Source organism: Ruegeria sp. SATB027 (assembly GCF_059613825.1).
Window position 1 is genome coordinate 115,962 of record NZ_JBXWTH010000011.1, and the last position, 22,363, is coordinate 138,324.

The window sequence follows — 22,363 nt, forward strand, 5'->3', positions numbered from 1 at the left end:
ACGTGCCAGTCCCGCCCATGTCGGTACGCAAGTCAGAGGAATTGAGGGTATGAAGATCAGCATTGAACGCGGCACCCTTCTTAAGGCCGTTTCGCAGGCCCAGTCCGTTGTAGAACGTCGCAATACCATTCCCATACTTGCCAATGTCCTGATCGAGGCCGAAGGCGATCAGGTCCAGTTCCGTGCCACCGATCTGGATATCGAAGTGGTCGATAAGGCACCCGCACAGGTCGAAAAGGCAGGCGCGACGACCGTTGCGGCAACAACCCTGCATGAGATTGTGCGCAAACTGCCCGACGGTGCGCTGGTGACACTGACTGCTGACAGCGCCGCTGGACGGCTGACAGTTGAAGCGGGGCGGTCGAATTTTTCGCTGGCGACACTGCCGAAGGAAGATTTTCCGGTGATGGCATCGTCTGAGTATCAATCGAATTTCACCGCTTCGGCGGCATTGCTTCGCCGGTTGTTTGACAAGTCGAAATTCGCCATCTCGACCGAAGAGACCCGGTACTATCTGAACGGTGTCTACATGCATGTGGCAGATGGGTCCGAGGGTGGAAAAGTGTTGCGTTGTGTGGCCACCGATGGCCACCGGCTTGCGAGGATCGACGCAGATTTGCCGGATGGCGCGGCGGATATGCCGGGCGTGATCGTGCCCCGCAAAACAGTGGGCGAGTTGCGCAAGCTGCTGGATGACGACGAGATGGATATCGCCGTTTCGGTCAGTGAAACCAAGGTACGCTTTGCCACGCCGGATATCACGCTGACGTCGAAGGTTATTGACGGCACCTTCCCCGACTACACACGCGTTATCCCGCAAGGAAACACCCGCAAGCTTGAAGTGGATGCTGCTGAATTCGCGCAGGCCGTGGATCGCGTAGCAACTGTTTCGTCGGAGCGGTCGCGGGCAGTGAAGTTGCAATTGGAAGGCGACAAGCTGATCTTGTCGGTGAATGCACCCGACAGTGGCGCCGCCGAGGAAGAATTGGCTGTCGCTTACGGGGATGAGCGGTTGGAGATCGGGTTCAACGCCAAATACCTGTTGGAGATTGCGTCTCAGGTGGATCGTGAGAATGCAGTTTTCCTGTTCAACTCGGCTGGTGACCCGACATTGATGCGCGAAGGCAACGACCTGAGTGCTGTATACGTCGTCATGCCGATGCGCGTCTGATCGCGCGGACGCGCGATGCCTCCGGCGGGAGTATTTTTGAAAAGATGAAGGGAGGGGTCATGGGATTGGCCCTGACCGAGCTTACGGTCTCGCATTTTCGATCTCATAAGCTGGCGCGGTTGTCTCTGGACGGACGTCCCGTTGCTATTCACGGGCCAAATGGGGCCGGGAAGACCAATCTTCTTGAAGCGGTGTCGTTGTTTTCGCCCGGTCGCGGAATGCGGCGGGCGAGTGCAGCCGAGATGACCCGACGGCCCGAGGCGTTGGGTTGGAAACTGTCCGGGTTGCTGGACGCTCAGGGGCAGCGGTTTGAGATCGAAACCTGGTCCGAGGACGGCGCAGCGCGACAGGTGCGAATTGATGGCAAGTCGGCGACGCAGATCGATCTGGGGAAACTTGCGCGAGTTGTCTGGCTGACCCCGTCAATGGACCGTCTGTGGATTGAAGGGGCGGAAGGGCGTCGGCGGTTTCTGGACCGTATCGCGCTGAGTTTTGACCCAGCCCACGCTGAAGCATCGCTGATCTATGAAAAAGCGATGCGCGAACGTAACCGCCTTCTGAAAGAGCAGATCAGGGATGCGCATTGGTACGCCGCGCTTGAAGGGCAGTTGGCCGAGACGGGGCACCGCATCCATACTGCGCGGTTGAGGTCGCTGGATCTTCTGCGGGCAGCGCAGAACCGGGCGGAAACGGTCTTTCCTTCGGCCGAGCTGGAGTTGGTGCAAACCGAAGGCGCAATGCCCGAGACGGCGGAAGATTTGCGAGACGCGTTGAGCGAGAGCCGGTTTAGGGACCTGGCAGCAGGCCGGACCCTGGTGGGGCCGCATCGGTCCGACCTGTACGGTGTGTTCGCGGCCAAGGGCGTGCCGGCAAGGGAGTGTTCCACTGGTGAGCAGAAAGCGCTCTTGGTGTCGCTGATCCTGTCCAATGCGCGGGCGCTGGCGGCAATGCTGGGCGCACCTCCGATCGTTCTGCTGGATGAAGTGGCCGCGCATCTGGATGCTGGGCGGCGTGCAGCGCTTTTTGACGAGATTTGCGCGCTGGGCGCTCAGGCCTGGATGACGGGCACCGGGCCTGAACTGTTTGCGGAATTGGGCGACCGGGCCCAGACGCTGATCGTTACCGAAAGCGATGAGGGTTCGGTCGTGACTGCTTAGGCCGGTTCGCTGACTTTGCGTTCCCACAGAAAACCGCGCATAACCTCGTCCACCGGCGTTTTGGCCATGTGGTTAACGTAGTTCGACATGGTTTTCTGGGCCAGACCCAGCACGACATCCAGAACCGCGCGATGGGAATAGCCCGCATCAAAGAACGCCTGAAGCTGATCTTCGGTCGGGTTGCCGCGGGTTTCCATCACTTGCAGGGTGAAAGTGCGCAGTGCTTCGAGCTTGGCTGAAGGCAGCGGGGTTTCATTGCGCAGGGCGTCCGAGATCTCATCCGATATCTTCATCATCTTGGCGATACCGGTGTGGGCGGGCACGCAGTAGTGGCACTCGTTTTCAACATTGATGGTCTGCCAGACGACGGTTTTCTCATCATTGTCGAAATCGGTTTTCAGGAACAGGCCGTGCAGAACCTGGTAGCCTTCCAGATGTTGAGGGCTTTCGGCCATGACCTTATGCAGGCCGGGCAAGCGACCAAAAGCGGCCTGAGACTTTTGCAGCAGCGGTTTGGACGCTTCAGGCGCGGTTTCGAGGTCGTGAGACGGGAAATTGGCCATGTCGGAACTCCTGTTTCTGGCGCGATGGGTCGTATTTAGGGTTTCTTGAGTGATCGCTCAAGTATATATTTGAGTGAACGTTCAAGAATTGGTGATGCTGATGCCCCGCAAACCCGCATACGATCGTGACGTGTTGATCGCGAAGGCGAAGGATATCTTCTGGCGTCAGGGCTGGGCTGGTACGTCGCTGAAGGATCTGGAGCGGGAACTGAAGCTGAAGCCCGGCAGTTTTTATGCGGCGTTCGGGTCGAAAGATGCGCTCTATGCGCTGACGCTGGAAAGCTATACGCAAGAAGGTTTGGCGCGCCTAAAGGCCCTGGCTGAGAGACTGGGTCCGAAGGAGGCGCTGAAAGCACAGCCCCGATTGGTGATCGAAGCAGCCGAGACCCCGGCAAAGGCCTGCATGTTGGCAAAGACATATGCCGAGTTGAAGGCGAAGGATCATGACCTTGCGGATCAGGCGGCGCATTACATGGCGGAAATGAAAGACTGTTTCGCTGATCTGTTTCGCAAGGCTCAGGATGCCGGTGAAATCGGGGCGGGACGTGATCCGGATCGTTTGGCGGCCAGGTATCAGTCAGACATTCTGGGGCTGCGCTTGTCCGCTGAACGCACAGACGTTGATGCGGCGCAAATTGCAGCGGATATCGCGTCTGATATCGATCGTTTGTGAGCTCCTCTCGGGGCGGCAAAAAACGATCCGGAAAACCACAAAATATTGGGGGATGGCGTGACAATCCCTACCAGAAAACGTATAAGTTACCAAAATAATATAGGTACTGACTGAATGTCCGAAGACGCACAGGCCCCTCAAGAATACGGCGCAGATTCCATCAAGGTTCTCAAAGGCTTGGAGGCAGTTCGCAAACGCCCCGGCATGTATATCGGGGACACGGATGATGGCTCGGGTCTGCACCATATGGTGTATGAGGTTGTCGACAACGGGATTGACGAGGCTCTGGCGGGTCATGCTGACCATGTGACGGTGAAAATTCACGCCGATTCCAGTGTTTCGGTCAGCGACAATGGGCGTGGTATTCCGGTGGACATCCACCCGGAAGAAGGCGTGTCGGCGGCCGAGGTCATCATGACCCAACTGCATGCCGGCGGAAAATTCGACAGCAATTCGTACAAGGTGTCGGGCGGCCTGCACGGTGTGGGTGTTTCCGTGGTGAACGCGCTTTCGGATTGGTTGGAACTGCGTGTCTGGCGCAATGGCAAAGAGCATGTCGCGCGGTTTGAAGGTGGCGAAACCGCTGAGCACCTGAAGGTTGTCGGTGAATGCGGAGACCGGACAGGAACAGAAGTGCGGTTTCTGGCTTCGACCGATACATTCTCGAACCTCGAATACTCATTCGAGACATTGGAAAAACGCCTGCGCGAACTGGCTTTCCTGAATTCGGGCGTGCGGATCATCCTGATTGACGAGCGTCCGGCGGAGCGGCTGGAAACCGAGTTGTTCTATGAAGGTGGGGTCAAGGAATTCGTCAAGTACCTCGACCGGTCCAAAACCCCCGCCATGTCCGAGCCGATCTATATCAAGGGCGAGCGCGACGATATCGGCGTGGAAATCGCAATGTGGTGGAATGACAGCTATCACGAATCTGTCCTGCCCTTTACCAACAATATACCTCAGCGCGATGGCGGTACCCATGTGGCGGGTTTCCGAGGTGCCCTGACCCGGACGATCAACAACTACGCGCAGTCCAGCGGGATCGCGAAAAAGGAAAAGGTCAGCTTTACCGGTGATGACGCGCGCGAAGGTCTGACCTGTGTGCTGTCAGTCAAAGTGCCTGATCCGAAATTCTCGTCACAGACGAAAGACAAGCTGGTCAGTTCCGAGGTTCGTCCGGCGGTCGAAGGTCTGATGAACGAAAAACTTGCCGAGTGGTTTGAAGAAAACCCGACCGAGGCCAAGGCGATCGTCGGCAAGATCATCGAGGCCGCGCTGGCACGCGAGGCCGCGCGAAAGGCGCGTGAACTGACCCGCCGCAAAACGGCGATGGATGTGAACTATCTGGCGGGCAAGCTGAAGGATTGTTCCGAAAAAGACCCCTCCAAAACCGAAGTCTTCCTTGTTGAGGGGGATTCAGCCGGAGGGTCGGCGCAAACGGGCCGTGACCGGCTGACTCAGGCGGTTCTGCCGCTGCGCGGTAAGATTCTGAACGTGGAACGCGCGCGGTTTGACCGGATGTTGTCCTCGCAAGAGATTGGCAATCTTGTCATGGCGCTGGGCACGGGTATTGGCCGCGATGAGTTCAACATCGAAAAGCTGCGTTACCACAAGATTGTCATCATGACTGACGCGGATGTGGACGGTGCGCACATCCGGACCCTGTTGCTGACGTTCTTCTACCGGCAAATGCCTGAACTGATCGAAGGTGGGTATCTCTATATTGCGCAACCGCCGCTTTATAAGGTTTCGCGCGGTAAATCAGAGGTTTATCTGAAAGATCAGGCGGCACTGGACGATTATCTCGTCAATCAGGGGATCGAGGGCGCCGTGCTGAAACTGGGATCGGGCGAAGAGATCATTGGTCAGGATCTGGCCCGCGTGGTGGACGAAGCGCGCCAGTTGAAACGTGTTCTGGACGCCTTCCCGACGCACTACCCGCGCCACATTCTGGAACAGGCAGCCGTTGCCGGTGCCTTTGTGCCGGGTGCGGTGGACGCCGACCTGCAAGGGGTGGCTGACAAGGTTGCCGCCCGTCTTGATCTGATCGCGTTGGAGTATGAGCGTGGCTGGCAGGGCCGGATCACGCAGGATCACGGAATTCGCCTAGCCCGCATTCTGCGTGGTGTCGAAGAGGTTCGCACCTTGGACGGCCCGATGCTGCGGTCGGGGGAGGCCCGCAAAACAGGCAGCTTCACGCAAAGCCTGCAAGAGGTCTACAACACCTCGGCCACGTTGATGCGCCGTGATCGTAGCCAATTGATCCACGGTCCGCTGGACCTTCTGCGCGCCATTCTGGAAGAAGGGGAAAAGGGCCTGTCCCTGCAGCGCTACAAAGGTCTGGGAGAGATGAACCCCGACCAGCTTTGGGAAACAACTTTGGACCCGCATGCACGCACGCTGCTTCAGGTGCGCGTAGACGATATGGTGGAAGCTGACGATCTGTTCACCAAGCTAATGGGTGATGTTGTCGAACCTCGTCGGGAATTTATCCAGAAAAACGCTTTGAGCGTCGAGAACCTGGATTTCTGACGGCGCAATGATCAACGTGCTACCTGTTTGGGGCTGAAGTCGATCTGTGCAATTGCTGATCGAGCGATGTGCATCTTGGATGGCACTGGCCATGCTTCAACGTGAGGGCTCTGACCTATCAGTCGACGTAACGAAACTGTGGTAAAGCCTGCTCGGTTGCTTCTAACCTTTGCCGGGCGAGGTAGCGGCAGGAATGGTTGCGGCGGATGTTCAGCAAAGTACTAAAAATGACCGGCAGTGCGGTGGTTCTGGGCGGGGTAGCTTTGATTGGCTACCTTTGGTTCGCACCCCCGGATCTTTTGAAGGTTGGAACCAACTACTCTGCCAAGATTGTCTGTTCGAACGTTTTCATTGCTGGACGGGATCCTGACGAAGTTCTGGCTGTGGACGTGCAAGCACCCGGCCACCCTCTGCTGGGGCAAATCTCAATAGAGGTGGATCGGGAAGCGCAGACTGTGAAAGCGCGGATCTTCCGGTTTTTTGCACCCGCGACATCGCAGTTTCGTCAGGGGCTTGGCTGCACAAATGTTCATGAGGCTGATCTGAGCAACCAGACACTTTCCGCGCCTGATCCGCTGCCAGCAGGACTATGGCCAAACGGGAATGACGTTGCCTTGTCCCAAGACCCGAAGCTTCAGAATGTACTGTCGAATGACAGTTTGGTCGGCGAAGGATTTCGCGCAGTTGTGGTGGTTCGAAACGGGCGCATCATTGCTGAACGGTACGCAGATGGGTTTGATGCGGATACCCCGTTACTGGGCTGGTCCATGACCAAGACAGTTACGGCCGGGTTGATCGGCACCTTGATTGAAGCGGGTCAAATGAGCTTGTCAGATACGCTTGTCGACAGCTTTCCCGATTGGGCCGACGACGCAAGGCGCAACATTACCGTGGCTGATATGCTGGCGATGACAAGCGGGCTGCAATGGGATGAAGAATACGGCGACGTTTCAGACGTAACACGCATGCTGTATCTTCGTGACGATATGGCCGAATTTGCTGCCGGGCGCGTTGCTGAAACCGGTATTGGAACGGACTTCAACTACTCCTCGGGCACGTCCACGATGCTGTCGCGTGTTTGGCAGGACAAGTTGGGCGACGTAGGGCTGAGCTATCCGCACAACGCACTATTTGCGCCGATTGGCATGACATCGGCGGTTATCGAGACGGATGTCAGCGATACCTTCATCGGGTCCAGTTATATGTATGCGACGGCGCGTGACTGGGCCCGGTACGGGCAGCTTTTGCTGCAAAAAGGGGTTTGGAAGGGCTCTCGGATATTACCAGAAGGTTATGTGGACTGGATGTTCGAACCGGTTGATGCTTCGGATGGCAAATACGCCAAGGGCCACCTTTGGCTGGAAGCACCCGGAGATTTGCCACCTTTTGAAGATGCGGTCTGGTTGCAGGGGCATGATGGTCAGTCAATCGGTATTTTCCCCTCTCATGATATGGTGATTGTGCGATTGGGATTGACGCCGTCCCGGCTGGGTTACTCATCCTTGCCGCTGGCCAAGGAACTGATTTCCGCATCCGGAAGCTAGCGTGCCAGGGTGCAAAAACCTGTTGGCCGCGACAGACAGATCACGCCTGACTGGCAAGTATTTTGACAAATACATCCTCGATCAGGACACAGGGTCGCAGGAGAGTGTCTTGCAAGTTGTAGGCATTTAGTATACCGCGGCATACAAAATTAAGGCGCTGGTTTGTTACCCGCCAGCGCACCAGCTAAATGGTCGGAACCGTCATGAGCCTATATACAGAATACCTGAACGAGATTGAGACGCGCAAAGAGCAAGGTTTGCACCCCAAACCCATTGAAGACGGTGTGCTGCTTCAGGAAATCATCGAGCAAATCAAGGATCTCGACAACGTTCACCGCGCCGAGTCTTTGACCTATTTCATCTATAACACGCTGCCGGGGACAACCAGCGCAGCTGGTGAAAAGGCACAGTTCCTGAAAGAGATCGTATTGGGTGAAGCCTCGGTCGAAGAAATCTCGCAGGCCTTCGCGTTCGAGCTGCTGTCACATATGAAAGGCGGCCCCTCGGTCGAGGTTCTGCTGGATCTGGCGCTGGGCGATGATGCGTCGATCGCAAATCAGGCGGCAGAGGTGCTGAAAACGCAGGTGTTCCTGTATGATGCGGATACCCAGCGCCTCAAGTCTGCTTTTGAGGCCGGAAACGCGATCGCAAAGGACATTCTGGAAAGCTATGCCAAGGCCGAGTTCTTTACCCGGCTGCCTGACATCGAAGAGGAAATCAAGGTTGTGACCTATGTCGCGGCCGAAGGAGACATTTCCACCGACCTTCTGTCGCCCGGCAATCAGGCGCATTCTCGTGCGGATCGGGAATTGCATGGCAAATGCATGATCACACCGGCGGCGCAGGCCGAGATTCAGGATTTGCAGAAACAACACCCGGACAAACGCGTCATGCTGGTCGCCGAAAAAGGGACCATGGGCGTCGGGTCGTCGCGCATGTCCGGCGTCAACAACGTCGCCTTGTGGACCGGAACGCAAGCCAGCCCTTATGTTCCTTTTGTGAACATCGCACCAGTTGTCGCGGGAACAAACGGAATTTCACCGATCTTCCTGACCACCGTTGGTGTGACCGGAGGTATCGGCATTGACCTGAAAAACTGGGTCAAAAAGCTGGATGACGACGGCAACCCGATTCTGAACAACGACGAAAGCCCTGTCCTTGAACAGAAATACTCGGTCGAGACCGGAACCGTTCTGACCATCAACACAAAGGACAAGAAGCTTTACAACGAAGCAGGCGATAAAGAGCTTGTCGATGTATCGTCGTCCTTCACGCCGCAAAAGGTCGAATTCATCAAGGCTGGCGGCTCTTACGCGATTGTCTTTGGGAAGAAGCTGCAGACATTTGCGGCCGAAACCCTTGGCGTTGCGCTGGAATCTGCATTTGCTCCGTCCAAGGAAATCTCACACGAGGGTCAGGGCCTGACAGCTGTCGAGAAGATCTTCAACAAAAACGCGGTTGGCGTGGCTGACGGAAAGGTTCTGCACGCGGGTTCGGACGCTCGGGTTAAGGTCAATATCGTTGGGTCGCAAGACACCACTGGCCTGATGACCGCGCAGGAGCTGGAAGCTATGGCGGCAACAGTGATCTCGCCCATAGTTGATGGCGCATATCAGTCCGGGTGCCACACAGCGTCGGTTTGGGACGCAAAGGCGCAGGCGAACATTCCTAAACTGATGAAATTCATGAACAACTTTGGCCTGATCACTGCGCGTGATCCCAAGGGTGTTTACCATTCGATGACAGACGTAATCCACAAGGTGCTGAACGACATCACCGTGGACGACTGGGCCATCATCATTGGCGGCGACTCGCACACCCGCATGTCCAAGGGCGTAGCGTTTGGCGCGGATTCGGGCACCGTTGCGCTGGCGCTGGCCACCGGTGAAGCCACGATGCCGATCCCTGAATCGGTTAAGGTGACCTTCAAAGGCCAGATGGCAGACCATATGGATTTCCGCGATGTGGTTCACGCCACCCAGTCGCAGATGTTGAAGACATTCGGTGACAACGTCTTCCAGGGCCGGATCATCGAAGTTCATATCGGCACCTTGCTGGCGGATCAGGCGTTCACCTTTACCGACTGGACGGCCGAGATGAAGGCCAAGGCCTCAATCTGTATTTCCGAAGATGACACGCTGATTGAATCTCTGGAAATCGCCAAAGGCCGCATCCAGATCATGATCGACAAGGGTATGGAAAACGAAGCCCAGACGCTGCAAGGTCTTATCGACAAGGCGAATGCGCGGATCGCGGAAATCAGGTCGGGTGATAAGCCGGCCCTGAAACCCGATGAAAACGCCAAGTATTTTGCCGAGCTCGTCGTTGATCTGGATGAGATCGACGAACCGATGATTGCCGATCCTGACGTGAACAATGCTGACGTATCAAAGCGTTACACCCACGACACAATCCGCCCGATTTCCTACTACAAGGGTGAAAAGAAGGTCGATCTGGGCTTTGTCGGGTCGTGCATGGTGCACAAGGGCGATCTGATTATCGTCTCGCAGATGCTTAAGAACCTTGAAGAGGAACAGGGCACTGTCGAGTTCAAGGCCCCGCTGGTTGTTGCGGCACCAACCTACAACATCATTGATGAGCTGAAAGAAGAAGGCGAGTGGAGCATTCTCCAGAAATACTCGGGCTTTGAATTCGATGATCTGTTCCCGAAAAACAAGGCACGTACGGAATATGAAAATATCCTGTACCTTGAGCGGCCCGGCTGCAACCTTTGCATGGGGAACCAGGAAAAGGCTGCAAAAGGCGATACCGTTCTGGCGACATCCACGCGCCTGTTCCAGGGTCGTGTTGTTGAAGACTCGGATGAGAAAAAGGGTGAGTCCCTGCTGGCGTCGACACCGGTTGTCGTGCTCTCGGCCATATTGGGCCGGACCCCAACCGCCGAGGAATACAAGTCGGCGGTAAAGGGGATCGACTTGACCAAGTTTGCACCGCCGATGGAAAAACCCGCGACCGCGAAATCGGCTCACTTCTGAAGACGTTTTGAACCTTGTAAGCCCGGCCGCCAATAAGCGGTGGCCGGGCTTTTCCAACTGAATGACACTCCCAGCCTTTCGACACCTCGTCTTAGCAAGGATGGGTTATGCACCTGACACATCCGCTCAGGTTCCGTTTCGTCGGACCCTGTCAAAGAATGGGTAAAGGGCCGCGGGTCTTGGTCTGGCGAAGCACAAAGTTGCTGCGGGTGTCGCGGACAAGTCCCGATTTCAACAAGCGCTGCATGATGAAGACTTCAAGATCCTCGGGGGTTTTGGCGTAGACCTTCAGGATAAAGTCGTGATCCCCGGTGATCGAGGCGCACTCCACGATTTGCGGCTCGGTCTCGACCAGACGAAGAAACGCCGAAATGCTGTTTTCCTGATGGTCTTTCAGTGCAACGTGGACATAGGCGATGGCATTCAAGCCTACAGCCTTGGCAGAGACCTGGGCGCGATACCCTGAAACCACCCCGGACGACTCGAGGTCACGGACGCGGCGCCAGCATTGCGACGCCGATAACCCGGTTCGGTCGGCAAGCTCCTGCATTGACAGACGCCCGCTGGCCTGAAGCTCTCGCAAAATATCGATGTCGGCTGGGTGAAGCATTTGGCCCGAAAATAGCAAAATTTTGGAATGTTCCGTTCATAATACGGACGATACGCAGAATATCAAAACAAATTCTCCATGTGAGTTGAGGTATCCTGATCTCATGCAGGAGGATGCTGATGCCCAAATCGACCAAATATGTCGCCAAACTTGCGGATGAACATGGCCACATTACCTACACAGACGAAGAGAATGCGGTCTGGGCTGATCTTTACGCGGCACAGGAAGAAAATGTTCGGCGCTATATGGCACCGGAATACCTAAGCGGTTTGGCGCGGCTGGACCTGCCGAAGACCAAAGTGCCTTCTTGTGCAGAAATTTCGAAACGATTGCTGGACCTGACCGGCTGGCGGGTGCAGCCGGTTCCGGCGCTGATTGGGTTCAAGACGTTTTTCGGGATGCTGGCGGATCGGGTTTTTCCGGCCGCCTCTTTCATCCGCTCCCGGGAAGATTTCGACTACATCGAAGAGCCGGATATCTTTCATGAGATATTCGGACATACACCGTTGTTAAGTGATCCGCGTTTTGCTGCGTTCAGCCGCGCCATCGGGCTAGCGGGAAAGCAGGCAGATGACGCGGATTATGCCTGGCTGATCAGGCTCTACTGGTTTTCAATCGAGTTTGGCCTGCGCCGCCAGAACGGTCAGATCAAGGCGCTGGGTTCAGGGTTGGCGTCGTCGCCGACAGAACTGGTCTATGCCGTGACCAGCGACATACCCGATCGTGACCCGTTTGACGTTCTAACGATTCTGCGAACACCCTACCGGATCGACATGCACCAGATGGGGTATTTTGTTCTGGATGACCCTGAAGAGTTGTTTGAGGCCGCCGAACGGGACCTGCTGGCAGATGTTCGTCGTGCGCGCCGCCTCGGGCTGTTGCCGAACAAGTTTCCCGAAAAGGTAACCGCCGCCGAGTAGCGGGGGCCGCGTCTTTTCAAGCGTCAAGGTTTTTGTACATATAGGTTGTGGGCTCGAATTTTGGTTCAAATGGGTTCCGGCAGTAATTCGGTATTTCCCCCGCGATCTGAAACCCGAGGCTTTGATAAAGCAGCCGCGAGGGATCGGTGCTGCGCGTATCAAGTACAAGCACCGTGCGCCCCACCTCTCGCGCCCGAAGAACAAGCGCATTCATCAGGGATCGGCCTAACCCCCGCCGTCTGGCGTTGGGGTGGACCAGAAGTTTCGCCACGTCGGCGCGGTGGGGTTGGTTGGGCATTGCCGCCGGGATCAGTTGAACGGTGCCTGCAATGCGGGGACCGTCATACGAAACGAACAAGTCCAGCTTACCTGACCTGAGACCGGGCTGTACGTTTTGTTGCCAGTACGCACGCGCATCGTTCAGGGTAAACGGAAGTATGAAACCTATGCTGGCCCCATCATGAACACAGGCATGCAGGATTCCAGCCAGGTCATCCAGCGCCGCGTCAAAATCGTTCTCGGTCAGGCGCGTGATCATATAAGCACCAGCAGGTAACGTGCGCCACGCGACGCCCCTGTTTCAAACCGGGTCGGTCCCGACAGATGGTAGCGCAGGCAATCCCCGGCGTTCAGCGCGTGGGGAGTTCCATCAACCGTCAGAGTAAGCGCGCCGTCCATTAAGATCAGATGATGCTCTTGCCCCGATTTAGGTGGCACTTCGTAGGTAATGACCGTGTCCCGGGGCAGGTGGCATTCCAGAACCTCGGCGTTCAATCCATTTGCGGGTGGTGAAACAGCACGGCGGGTGAAGCCGGTTTCGGGGTCGCGCCACTCGGTCTGGCGTTCGAATGGAACCTTGGGGTCAAAGCTGTCTTCAACCATCATCAGCAGGCGTGAGATCGGCAGATCGTATACAGCGCACAGACGGCCTAGATTGTCGGCTGTTGGGCTGACATCCCCTTTTTCCATACGGGACAAGGTGGCGCGGCTGATCCTGCTGTGTTCGGCAAGGTAATCCAAAGACCAACCACGCCCGCGGCGCAGTTCGCTCAGGCGATTGGCGAGGCGGTTTGACAGGGTGTCAGGCATTACATCATATTGAAAAATTTTCTCATATACGAGAAAATATACAAATAAACATCACATATCAACGAAAAAGGATGCGGACAATCCGCATCCTATTCAAGAAGTCAGAGCCAAGAAGGATTACTTCCAGCCAACTTCGTTAAAGATCTTCTGCGCTTCGGGGATGTTCTTTGCAACGTCTGAAAGGTTCACGTCGTCTGCCTTGAATTCACCCAGCGCCTTGACCGACTCGGCCAGTTCGACATTTGGAACTGCCGGGAACTCGTCATTTCCCGCCGAGAAGTATTTCTGCGCCTGATCGCTGGCCAGATACTCAAGGAACAGGATCGCGTTTTCCTTGTTGGGTGCATGCGCGGCGACCCCACCACCGGATAGATTCATATGCGCGCCATAGCTGTCCTGGTTCGGGAAGACCCAGCCGATCATATCGCGGTCTGCGGACAAGCCTTTGACGTCTGTGCGAATGGAGCGCGCGAAATAGTAGGTGTTCGAAACCGCGATGTCACACTCGCCCGAAACGATGCCGCGCAACTGGTCGGTGTCACCGCCCTGCGGGTCACGCGCCATGTTGGCGACAACACCCTCGGCCCAGGACTTGGCGGCCTCAGTGCCTTCATGTGTGATGATCGATGCCAGCAGGGTCTGGTTGTAGGTGTTGGTCGAAGACCGGATACAGACCATTCCCTTGTATTCCGGTTTTGCCAGATCAGCGTAGGTGGCCGGCGGGTTGGTCACGTTTTCCTTGTCGAAAAAGATGATCCGACCGCGTTGCGAGAAACCAAACCACTGATTGTCACTATCCTGCAGGTTGGTGGGAATGCGCTCTTCCAGTGTAGCGCTGTCGATTGATTGCAGGACACCTGAATTCTTGGCCCGCGCCAGACGCGACGTGTCCACGGTCAGCATCACGTCGGCAGGTGAGTTCGCGCCTTCCGCTTCCATCCGGGCAATCAGTTCATCCGCTTTGCCTTCGATCCTGTTGATCTTGATGCCGGTTGCGTCTTCAAAGTCGGTATACAGCCGTTCGTCGGTGTCATAGTGGCGCGACGAATAGAGGTTCAGTTCGCCCTCGGCGGCGGCAGAGGTTGCGATCAGAGCCGACAGCGCGGCGGCCAGGCAGGTCGTGGATTTCAGCATTGTGTGCCTCAACAATTGAATTTCGGGTCGGTCATTAATCCGACTGATTTTCTCAATTATACGATTCTGGGCGGGATGCAAGTAAATCCGACTGATTTACTTGGTCAAAAGGTCGCTAGCGACGTTCAATATGCGATGCTCTGAAGGCATACGAGGGGGAAGGTTGGTGGTAACGTGGTCGAGGGACTTGGTCCAAGCGCTTCTAGCGGATATTTTGGCAAGACAGATTGTCCGAGAAAAAGAATATGCCGTCTTATTCACTTAAAGGAAGAACGTGAGATATGCCCGAAACACTGGCTGAAAAATTGGAGAAATCTAAACTTGGCCATTGGATGTCGCGCTTTGAAGGGTTCATGGTTGTATTGGTGTGGTTGGTCCTTTTGCCACACTGCCGCAGCTCGTGAAGCTGTATTTGACGCATTCGCACCATGCCTCGGGACAATCCTTGTTGTCTTGGTCGCTATATACCGCCTTATCCCTGCTTTGGTTTGCTTACGGCTTGGTTGTTGGAAAGCTTCCAAGCTATGTCGGCAACGGGATTTCGATGGTTCTGAACTTTCTTATGGTCGTGGGCATTCTGATCCATGCAGGGATTACATTTTAGGCGCGGGTGGAACAAAAAAAACCGCACTCGAAGGTGCGGTTTCTTTAAGCAGTGATGTGCAGTTCTTAGCCCTGACGAGCTTTGAACTTGCGCTGCGTCTTGTTGATCACGTAGACGCGGCCTTTGCGACGCACAATCCGGCAGTCGCGGTGCCGGTTCTTGAGCGAGCGGAGCGAGTTCTTGACCTTCATGGTCTGTCTCCAATCTGCGGCGCCTTCATCAAGGACGTGGCCAGCGCCTGGGTTACTCGGGTGCCCCGGACAACCGGAACAGTGAAACGATGGTGGGCGGTACAAGGATCGAACTTGTGACCCCTTCGATGTCAACGAAGTGCTCTACCGCTGAGCTAACCGCCCACTTTCCCTTTGCGTGCCTTGCCCCATAACGAAATGGGGCGCGGATCCCCGCGCCGGTAGCGGGGTCTATAAAAGGAGTCGCAAAAGGGTTCAAGGGGTTTGGAAGAACAATTTTTCCGGTCTATGTTGATTACGAACACGGAGGGATCATGCAAAGCGCAGCCTATGTATTGGATATGCCCGAAAACCGCACCTCGTGCGTGGTTTTTTCATCGCCACACAGCGGGCGGGAGTATCCTGAGGCATTTCTGAACCGGTCCGTGTTGAACCGGAGCGTGATTCGATCCTCAGAAGACGCCTTTGTTGATCAGCTGTTCGCGCCCGCGGCGGAAAACGGTGCCCCTTTGATCAAGGCGGCCATGCCGCGTGCCTATCTGGATTTGAACCGCAGCCTGGATGAGCTTGACCCGGCCTTGATCAGCGGTGCCCGCAGGCACGGGCATAATCCAAGGGTCGCGTCAGGGCTGGGGGTGATTCCCCGCGTAGTTGCCAACGGTCGGGCAATCTATCGCGGCAAACTTACCATGGACGAAGCGCGGCTGCGCATCGACACCTATTGGCGCCCTTATCATGCGCGGTTGAAATCCCTGCTGGCCGAATCACACGAGATGTTCGGACAGGCAATTCTGGTGGACTGCCACTCGATGCCGCACGAGGCGGTGGCCATGGCGGGCACTGCGCGCGGAAGGCGGCCCGAGATCGTGCTGGGCGACCGGTTTGGCGCGTCCGCGTCGTCAGAGGTCGTCGATATCATTGAAGCCGCTTTCGCGGCAGCGGGTCTCAACGTGGCACGCAATGCGCCTTTTGCCGGAGCATATGTGACGCAAACCTATGGTCGTCCCGGTCGCCAGCAGCACGCTGTACAGATCGAGATCGATCGCGCTTTGTACATGGACGAAGAGAAAATCGCGCCCAATGCCAATTTCATGGCGTTCTCGAAGCTGCTCAGGCAGGTGGTTCGCGAGATTTCCAGCCTGGGTGCGAGCCCAGAGCGTCTGGCGGCGGAGTAGCTTCAGCGCAGCGCACGGCCCTTCATGATTGCTTCGGCCCCGAACCGCTGGCGAATCTCGTCCGTGGCCCGTTCGGCCTTGGATCTGCGGGCAGCATCCGGATCCAGCAAGTCGCCGGAAATATCCGCCTGGTCCGCCGGGCAAAGGTCGGACAAACCACAGCCCAACAATCGATATGGCCCCTGATCGCCAACCTGATCGAACAGGCCCCGGGCCGTGCGGTAAATCCGGTCGGCAATCTGTGTCCCATCCCGCAAGGATACGCGCCGCGTCAGGATCTTGTGATTGGCTTTCTTCAGTTTCAACGTGACAACCCGACCAGCCAGATCCTTTGCCTTGGCGCGGTCCGACACTTTCAAGGCCATCCGCCACAAATGACCGTCCAGAATATCAAGGCTCGACGTATCTTCGAAAAATGTCGTCTCGTTGCTGATGGATTTCATCGGCTCATGCGCCGATACGCGTCGCTTGTCCTGACCCCGAGCCAAGTGCCACAGGCGATATCCCATTGAGCCGAACCGCGCGGTCAGCGCTTCCTGATCCCAACGCAGCAAATCACTGAAAGTTCTGATCCCTGCCTTGTCCAGCGCTTCTTGCGCAGCTGGGCCAATGCCCCAGATCAACCGTACGGGTTTGTCATTCAGAAACTCTGCCGTTTCCGCCTTGCCAATCACTGAAAATCCGCGCGGTTTGTCGAGGTCCGATGCGACCTTGGCCAAAAATTTGTTGTGACTTAATCCGATAGAGCCGGTGACACCGATTTCATCCTTCATGCGCTTGACCAGACGCGCCAGCATGACGGCCGGCGGCGCGCCATGCAGACGTTCGGTTCCCGACAGGTCCATGAAGGCTTCGTCCAGCGACAGGGGTTCGACCACGGGTGTCAATTCATCCATCATCGCGCGGATGTCGCGCGACACCTCAGCGTAGACGGACATGCGGGGCTTGATCACGACGGCTTCGGGGCAGAGTTGCAAGGCCTTGAACATGGGCATAGCCGACCGGACGCCGCGAATACGGGCAACGTAGCAGGCAGTTGAAACAACGCCGCGCTTGCCGCCGCCAATGATAACCGGTTTGTCCGCCAGTTCCGGGTTGTCACGTTTTTCAACCGAGGCATAGAAGGCGTCACAATCCATATGGGCAATCGACAGGTCAAACAGTTCCGGGTGTGTCTTTACCCGTGGACTGCCACAGGCAGTACAGCGTTGTTCGATTGACAAGGTGGTCAGGCAATCTCGGCAAAGACCGGGCATCTGCGTCCTCATGCGTTCCGCAGTTGGCTTGGACGTTCTTTATATCACCTGTGATCCTGGATCAAAGGCCTTGCTGAAATGCGGTGATTTGGAAAGAAGACCCCCCGCACATCGCGGGGGGAAGTAACGAACCTCAGGAAGAAGCGGTTCGTTGGGGAGTATTCCCCTTCAGAATCCCTGAAAATCCTTAGTTTCGATAGGATGAAGGTTGTGCCGAGAAAACTCGGGTTTTGAATGTGTGTTTTCTGGCACAGAGACGATTTGGCGCGGTTTTGTCAAAAAGTGACCTAAGGTCAACTTGTTGCGCGGAAAACCCAACGCAAAACCCACCTGAAAAGACCAAGTGGTCTTAGCACACCTTCAGAGAATTTAGTTCGGAAAGAACGGCCTCAGCAGCGGCTTTTGGGTCTTTTGCCTGATAAATCGGGCGGCCGACAACGATATGATCCGCGCCATCCTGAATAGCGCTTGCAGGGGTTGCTACACGTTTCTGGTCACCAAGCGCTGCGCCAGCCGGGCGCACACCAGGGGTTACGATCAGACGCCCTTCAGCCTGTGGCAGAGCCCGGATCAGGGCGGCCTCTTGCGGGCTGGCGATAACGCCATCAGCCCCGGCTTCAAAGGCCTTGGCCGCGCGTTCGACAACCAAATCCTGCACATCACCAGATTTCAAAAGACTTGCGTCCAGATCGTCGCGGTTCAGCGAGGTCAGGATGGTTACGGCGAGGATCTTCAGGTCTTTACCCGCAGCACCTTCTTTGGCGGCACGCACCACATGAGGGTCACCATGCACGGTCAGAAAATCCAGATCGAATTGCGCCAATCCCCGCACGGCATTCTCAACTGTATTGCCAATGTCGAATAACTTCATGTCCAGGAAGATGCGCTTGCCGTGATCCTGTTTCAGTTCGTTGGCCAATGCCAGCCCACCACCGGTCAGCATACCCAGCCCGATTTTGTAGAATGAAACGCTATCCCCCAACCGTTCGGCCATGGCCAACCCTTGCAGAGCGTTGGGAACATCAAGGGCTACGATCAGGCGGTCATCAGACATGGGGGGCGCTCCTTTTTGGCAAACGTCTGCGTCCTATCGGCTTCGGGCCGCTCTGTCCATCTGCTAAGCTGCGCAGGCAGCTTCAATTCGTGTTATCGTGCTCTGTATTGAAAACTTGAATTCAAAATAAGGGGCAAAAAATGAAAAATCTGGTTCTGCTGGGCGCGTTGATTGCAGTGGCCGCATGTAATGACACGCCACCCGAAACACCGGAGACCGGGGCTGCACCTGTGCCGACCAATGACGATTTGCGTTTGGTTGGCGGTTACAGGTCCGAGGGTGATTGGTGTCAACTTACTGGTGAAACGGCGTTTACCGGCAATTTCCTGGACCATACGGCAGATCTGGTCTCTTGCCCGACGGGAAGTGCGGCAGCCCAATCTTTGGTGAATGATCTGGGTGCCGTTCAGGTTGCCGAGACCGGTGGTTATACAGTCTATACCATCCAGCGCGAATAGGTCGATTTCTGTGTTTTAGCCTCTTGAACCACCGAAGATATTTCCCAGATTGAATGTGAGGCTTCGACCGATATGTGCTGCCAGGCGGGCATGTCAAAACGGGGCGCTTGGAAAAGGAGAATATCATGGACTTGAACAAGTTCACCGAGCGGGCACGGGGATTCGTGCAGGCGGCGCAGACCATTGCGCTGCGCGAGGGGCACCAGAGGCTGGAGCCCACACATATACTCAAAGCATTGATGGATGACGATCAGGGGTTGGCCAGTAACCTGATTTCGCGCGCGGGCGGTGCACCGAACCGCGTGGTTGAAGCGCTGGACGCGGCAATGGGGAAAATCCCTAAGGTCAGCGGTGACGCCAGCCAGATTTACATGGACGGCCAGACCGTCAAGGTTCTGGACGAGGCCACAAAGATAGCTACCAAAGCGGGCGACAGCTTCGTCCCTGTCGAACGTGTTCTGATGGCACTGTGCATGGTGAAGTCCAAGGCCAAGGATGCGTTGGACGCCGGAGCCGTATCAGCGCAAAAACTGAACGAGGCGATCAACGACATTCGCAAGGGTCGCACCGCTGACAGCGCGTCGGCGGAAGAAGGCTATGACGCGCTCAAGAAGTACGCGCGTGACCTGACCGAGGCTGCAGCCGAAGGCAAAATTGATCCGATCATCGGTCGGGATGAGGAAATCCGCCGTTCGATGCAGGTTCTGTCGCGTCGCACCAAAAACAACCCGGTTCTGATTGGTGAGCCCGGCGTCGGTAAGACCGCGATTGCCGAAGGTATGGCCCTGCGCATCGTGAACGGTGACGTTCCGGAATCGCTGAAGGACAAGAAGCTGCTGGCGCTCGACATGGGTGCTTTGATTGCTGGCGCGAAATACCGTGGCGAGTTCGAAGAACGCCTCAAGGCCGTTCTGACCGAGGTGACTGAAGCCGCGGGTGAGATCATCCTGTTCATCGACGAGATGCACACGCTGGTCGGTGCCGGGAAATCGGACGGTGCAATGGATGCCGCCAATCTGATCAAGCCTGCGCTTGCCCGGGGTGAGCTGCATTGTATCGGTGCGACCACGCTGGACGAGTATCGCAAATACGTAGAAAAAGACGCTGCCCTTGCGCGCCGGTTCCAGCCTGTAATGGTACAGGAGCCGACAGTCGAAGATACGATCAGCATCCTGCGCGGCATCAAGGAAAAGTACGAGTTGCACCACGGTGTGCGCATCTCGGATTCAGCGCTTGTTTCAGCGGCGACCCTGTCGCACCGCTATATCACTGACCGCTTTCTGCCCGACAAAGCCATCGACCTTGTCGACGAGGCCGCATCGCGTTTGCGGATGGAGGTCGACAGCAAGCCCGAAGAGCTTGATCAACTCGACCGGAACATCCTGCAGATGCAGATCGAGGAAGAGGCGCTGAAGCTTGAAGATGACGCGGCCTCGAAAGATCGTCTGGAAACCTTGCAAAAGGACCTGGCCGATTTGCAGGAACGGTCCGCCGAGATGACAGCACAATGGCAGGCCGAACGCGACAAGCTGGCGGGGGCCCGTGACCTGAAGGAACAGCTCGACAAGGCGCGTGCTGATCTTGAGATCGCCAAGCGTGAAGGCAACCTCGCCAAAGCGGGGGAATTGTCCTATGGCGTCATCCCCGAGCTTGAGAAAAAGCTGACCGAGGCCGAGAACGCCGAAAGCAATGGTATGATGGCCGAGGAAACGGTGCGCCCTGAACAGATTGCTTCCGTCGTGGAGCGCTGGACCGGTATCCCGACCTCGAAAATGCTGGAAGGTGAGCGCGAGAAGCTGCTGCGGATGGAAGACGCTCTGCATTCCCGCGTGATCGGTCAGGATGCAGCGGTGACTGCTGTCGCCAACGCCGTGCGCCGTGCGCGTGCGGGTCTGAATGACGAAGGCCGCCCGCTGGGATCGTTCCTGTTCCTCGGGCCGACCGGCGTGGGTAAGACCGAGCTGACCAAGGCCGTGGCGAATTTCCTATTCGATGACGACAACGCGATGGTGCGTATCGATATGTCCGAGTTCATGGAGAAACACGCGGTTGCCCGTCTGATCGGGGCTCCTCCGGGCTATGTCGGTTATGACGAAGGCGGTGTGCTGACCGAAGCCGTGCGGCGCAGGCCCTATCAGGTCGTGCTGTTTGACGAGGTTGAAAAGGCGCACCCGGATGTGTTCAACGTGCTGTTGCAGGTTCTGGATGATGGGGTTCTGACCGATGGTCAGGGCCGCACCGTGGACTTCAAGCAGACGCTGATCATCCTGACGTCGAACCTTGGGTCTCAGGCGCTCAGCCAGTTGCCCGATGGCGCGGACAGCGCGCAGGCACGCCGTGACGTGATGGATGCGGTGCGGGCACATTTCCGGCCCGAGTTCCTGAACCGTCTGGACGAAACGATCATCTTTGACCGCCTCAAGCGGGCCGATATGGATGGCATCGTCGATATCCAGATGGCGCGTCTGCAAAAGCGCCTGGCGGCCCGCAAGATCGAACTGGCCCTGGACGATGGTGCCAAGGAATGGCTGGCCAATGAAGGCTATGACCCTGTCTTCGGAGCCCGCCCGCTGAAACGCGTGATTCAGCGCGCCCTGCAGAACCCGCTGGCCGAAGCGCTGTTGGCCGGTGAGATCAAGGATGGTGAGGTTGTCCCGGTCACCGCCGGGGCTGATGGCTTGATCATCGGTGACCGGTTGGGGACGTCAGAACGGCCCCGCCCGGATGATGCAGTGGTGCATTGATTTAGGCACAAACGGAAGACCCGCCGCATTGGCGGGTCTTTTTTGTCTGCATCTACGCTCTTCGACGCGCCAAAATTCCCCGGCTTGTCCGGGATGGTGGGCCTGCGGGGAATGAGTACTCGCTTTCGCATTCAAAGCCAGCTTTGTGCAATAGTCCCAGAATTTCTTCTCTGCCGAATGTGCGATGGCGCCATTGCAGCCAGATGATTGCATTGCACCAATGCGGCTTTGACACCACCAGATACAAACGACCGCCAGGGCGCATCATATCGTGAATCTTCTCAAGTGCGCGCAACGGATCGGGGCAATGTTCGATGACATGCGCAGCCAGTGCCACATTAGCAGGTTCCAGAACGACAGACCCTAACAATCCCTGCACAAGTCTTGGCTCGACACCCCGCGCCTGTAACGCGCTTTGGACTTCGTCCCTGTTTCCGGACACTGGGGTACTTTACCCCTGTCCATGAAAGGGGCACCGAATGGGACAACATC

20 protein-coding genes and 1 tRNA gene are annotated in these 22,363 nt (G+C 56.5%); 11 read left to right on the plus strand and 10 right to left on the minus strand.

Features of this window, described 5'->3' with window-relative positions; genetic code table 11:
- Positions 1 to 49 precede the first annotated feature (49 nt).
- Both dnaN and recF read left to right on the plus strand, forming a co-directional pair.
- Positions 50 to 1,171 carry a DNA polymerase III subunit beta gene (gene dnaN, locus AC2FPW_RS01210; RefSeq protein ID WP_267363127.1) on the plus strand — a complete coding sequence of 374 codons (1,122 nt, stop codon included), beginning with the start codon at positions 50 to 52 and terminating at the stop codon, positions 1,169 to 1,171.
- Between the two features lie 59 nt (positions 1,172 to 1,230).
- Positions 1,231 to 2,328 (plus strand): DNA replication/repair protein RecF, encoded by a 1,098-nt coding sequence (gene recF, locus AC2FPW_RS01215; protein ID WP_496812311.1) that lies wholly within the window; start codon positions 1,231 to 1,233, stop codon positions 2,326 to 2,328.
- Here the strand turns inward: recF and AC2FPW_RS01220 are convergent.
- Positions 2,325 to 2,891: a carboxymuconolactone decarboxylase family protein gene (locus AC2FPW_RS01220; RefSeq protein WP_480587155.1), complete on the minus strand. Its 567-nt coding sequence runs from the start codon at positions 2,889 to 2,891 to the stop codon at positions 2,325 to 2,327. The two genes, recF and AC2FPW_RS01220, sit on opposite strands and share 4 nt — an antisense overlap.
- Before the next feature lie 100 nt (positions 2,892 to 2,991).
- Between AC2FPW_RS01220 and AC2FPW_RS01225 the strand changes: the two genes are divergently transcribed.
- The 4 genes from AC2FPW_RS01225 (at position 2,992) to AC2FPW_RS01240 (ending at position 10,636) form a co-directional block, all read left to right on the plus strand.
- Positions 2,992 to 3,564: a TetR/AcrR family transcriptional regulator gene (locus AC2FPW_RS01225; RefSeq protein WP_480488096.1), complete on the plus strand. Its 573-nt coding sequence runs from the start codon at positions 2,992 to 2,994 to the stop codon at positions 3,562 to 3,564.
- A gap of 114 nt (positions 3,565 to 3,678) precedes the next feature.
- Complete coding sequence (gene gyrB, locus AC2FPW_RS01230; RefSeq protein ID WP_480559402.1) at positions 3,679 to 6,096, plus strand: DNA topoisomerase (ATP-hydrolyzing) subunit B; 2,418 nt, start codon at positions 3,679 to 3,681, stop codon at positions 6,094 to 6,096.
- 206 nt (positions 6,097 to 6,302) lie between these two features.
- Complete coding sequence (locus tag AC2FPW_RS01235) at positions 6,303 to 7,640, plus strand: serine hydrolase domain-containing protein (protein ID WP_496812312.1); 1,338 nt, start codon at positions 6,303 to 6,305, stop codon at positions 7,638 to 7,640.
- A 203-nt stretch (positions 7,641 to 7,843) separates the two neighbouring features.
- Positions 7,844 to 10,636, plus strand: a complete 2,793-nt coding sequence (locus AC2FPW_RS01240) for a bifunctional aconitate hydratase 2/2-methylisocitrate dehydratase (protein WP_496812313.1) — start codon at positions 7,844 to 7,846, stop codon at positions 10,634 to 10,636.
- A 151-nt stretch (positions 10,637 to 10,787) separates the two neighbouring features.
- Here AC2FPW_RS01240 and AC2FPW_RS01245 read toward each other — a convergent pair whose 3' ends face one another.
- Complete coding sequence (locus AC2FPW_RS01245) at positions 10,788 to 11,246, minus strand: Lrp/AsnC family transcriptional regulator (RefSeq protein WP_480494575.1); 459 nt, start codon at positions 11,244 to 11,246, stop codon at positions 10,788 to 10,790.
- Positions 11,247 to 11,365: 119 nt separating this feature from the next.
- Here AC2FPW_RS01245 and AC2FPW_RS01250 point away from each other — a divergent pair, with 119 nt between their 5' ends.
- The gene (locus AC2FPW_RS01250; protein ID WP_496812314.1) at positions 11,366 to 12,166 is read left to right on the plus strand and encodes a phenylalanine 4-monooxygenase; all 801 of its coding nucleotides are present in this window, start codon (positions 11,366 to 11,368) and stop codon (positions 12,164 to 12,166) included.
- A 16-nt stretch (positions 12,167 to 12,182) separates the two neighbouring features.
- Here AC2FPW_RS01250 and AC2FPW_RS01255 read toward each other — a convergent pair whose 3' ends face one another.
- The 3 genes from AC2FPW_RS01255 to AC2FPW_RS01265 form a co-directional block, all read right to left on the minus strand.
- A complete protein-coding gene (locus AC2FPW_RS01255; RefSeq protein ID WP_496812315.1) occupies positions 12,183 to 12,704 on the minus strand; it encodes a GNAT family N-acetyltransferase in 522 nt (173 codons plus the stop codon).
- The gene (locus AC2FPW_RS01260) at positions 12,701 to 13,255 is read right to left on the minus strand and encodes a helix-turn-helix domain-containing protein (RefSeq protein ID WP_496812316.1); all 555 of its coding nucleotides are present in this window, start codon (positions 13,253 to 13,255) and stop codon (positions 12,701 to 12,703) included. The genes AC2FPW_RS01255 and AC2FPW_RS01260 overlap by 4 nt, the downstream gene beginning before the upstream one ends.
- Before the next feature lie 117 nt (positions 13,256 to 13,372).
- Positions 13,373 to 14,389 (minus strand): Fe(3+) ABC transporter substrate-binding protein, encoded by a 1,017-nt coding sequence (locus tag AC2FPW_RS01265; protein WP_496812317.1) that lies wholly within the window; start codon positions 14,387 to 14,389, stop codon positions 13,373 to 13,375.
- A 400-nt stretch (positions 14,390 to 14,789) separates the two neighbouring features.
- Between AC2FPW_RS01265 and AC2FPW_RS01270 the strand changes: the two genes are divergently transcribed.
- Positions 14,790 to 14,993, plus strand: coding sequence for a hypothetical protein (locus AC2FPW_RS01270; protein ID WP_496812323.1), 204 nt, complete (start codon positions 14,790 to 14,792; stop codon positions 14,991 to 14,993).
- Between the two features lie 65 nt (positions 14,994 to 15,058).
- Here the strand turns inward: AC2FPW_RS01270 and ykgO are convergent, their stop codons facing one another.
- Positions 15,059 to 15,184: a type B 50S ribosomal protein L36 gene (ykgO, locus tag AC2FPW_RS01275; RefSeq protein WP_008755722.1), complete on the minus strand. Its 126-nt coding sequence runs from the start codon at positions 15,182 to 15,184 to the stop codon at positions 15,059 to 15,061.
- Positions 15,185 to 15,274: 90 nt separating this feature from the next.
- A tRNA-Val gene (locus AC2FPW_RS01280) sits at positions 15,275 to 15,349 on the minus strand.
- Between the two features lie 149 nt (positions 15,350 to 15,498).
- Here AC2FPW_RS01280 and AC2FPW_RS01285 point away from each other — a divergent pair.
- Complete coding sequence (locus AC2FPW_RS01285; protein ID WP_267365028.1) at positions 15,499 to 16,359, plus strand: N-formylglutamate amidohydrolase; 861 nt, start codon at positions 15,499 to 15,501, stop codon at positions 16,357 to 16,359.
- Between the two features lie 2 nt (positions 16,360 to 16,361).
- On the opposite strand, the gene AC2FPW_RS01290 is transcribed toward AC2FPW_RS01285, so the two are convergent.
- Positions 16,362 to 17,615: a DNA polymerase IV gene (locus AC2FPW_RS01290; RefSeq protein WP_496812318.1), complete on the minus strand. Its 1,254-nt coding sequence runs from the start codon at positions 17,613 to 17,615 to the stop codon at positions 16,362 to 16,364.
- Between the two features lie 349 nt (positions 17,616 to 17,964).
- Complete coding sequence (gene pyrF / locus AC2FPW_RS01295) at positions 17,965 to 18,669, minus strand: orotidine-5'-phosphate decarboxylase (protein WP_480474867.1); 705 nt, start codon at positions 18,667 to 18,669, stop codon at positions 17,965 to 17,967.
- A 140-nt stretch (positions 18,670 to 18,809) separates the two neighbouring features.
- Between pyrF and AC2FPW_RS01300 the strand changes: the two genes are divergently transcribed.
- Both AC2FPW_RS01300 and clpB read left to right on the plus strand, forming a co-directional pair.
- Complete coding sequence (locus AC2FPW_RS01300; protein WP_480507262.1) at positions 18,810 to 19,127, plus strand: hypothetical protein; 318 nt, start codon at positions 18,810 to 18,812, stop codon at positions 19,125 to 19,127.
- A 125-nt stretch (positions 19,128 to 19,252) separates the two neighbouring features.
- On the plus strand, positions 19,253 to 21,871 hold the full coding sequence (gene clpB, locus AC2FPW_RS01305) for an ATP-dependent chaperone ClpB (RefSeq protein ID WP_267365020.1): 2,619 nt from the start codon (positions 19,253 to 19,255) through the stop codon (positions 21,869 to 21,871).
- Positions 21,872 to 21,923: 52 nt separating this feature from the next.
- Here clpB and AC2FPW_RS01310 read toward each other — a convergent pair whose 3' ends face one another.
- On the minus strand, positions 21,924 to 22,313 hold the full coding sequence (locus AC2FPW_RS01310; protein WP_496812319.1) for a methyltransferase domain-containing protein: 390 nt from the start codon (positions 22,311 to 22,313) through the stop codon (positions 21,924 to 21,926).
- Positions 22,314 to 22,363 lie beyond the last annotated feature (50 nt).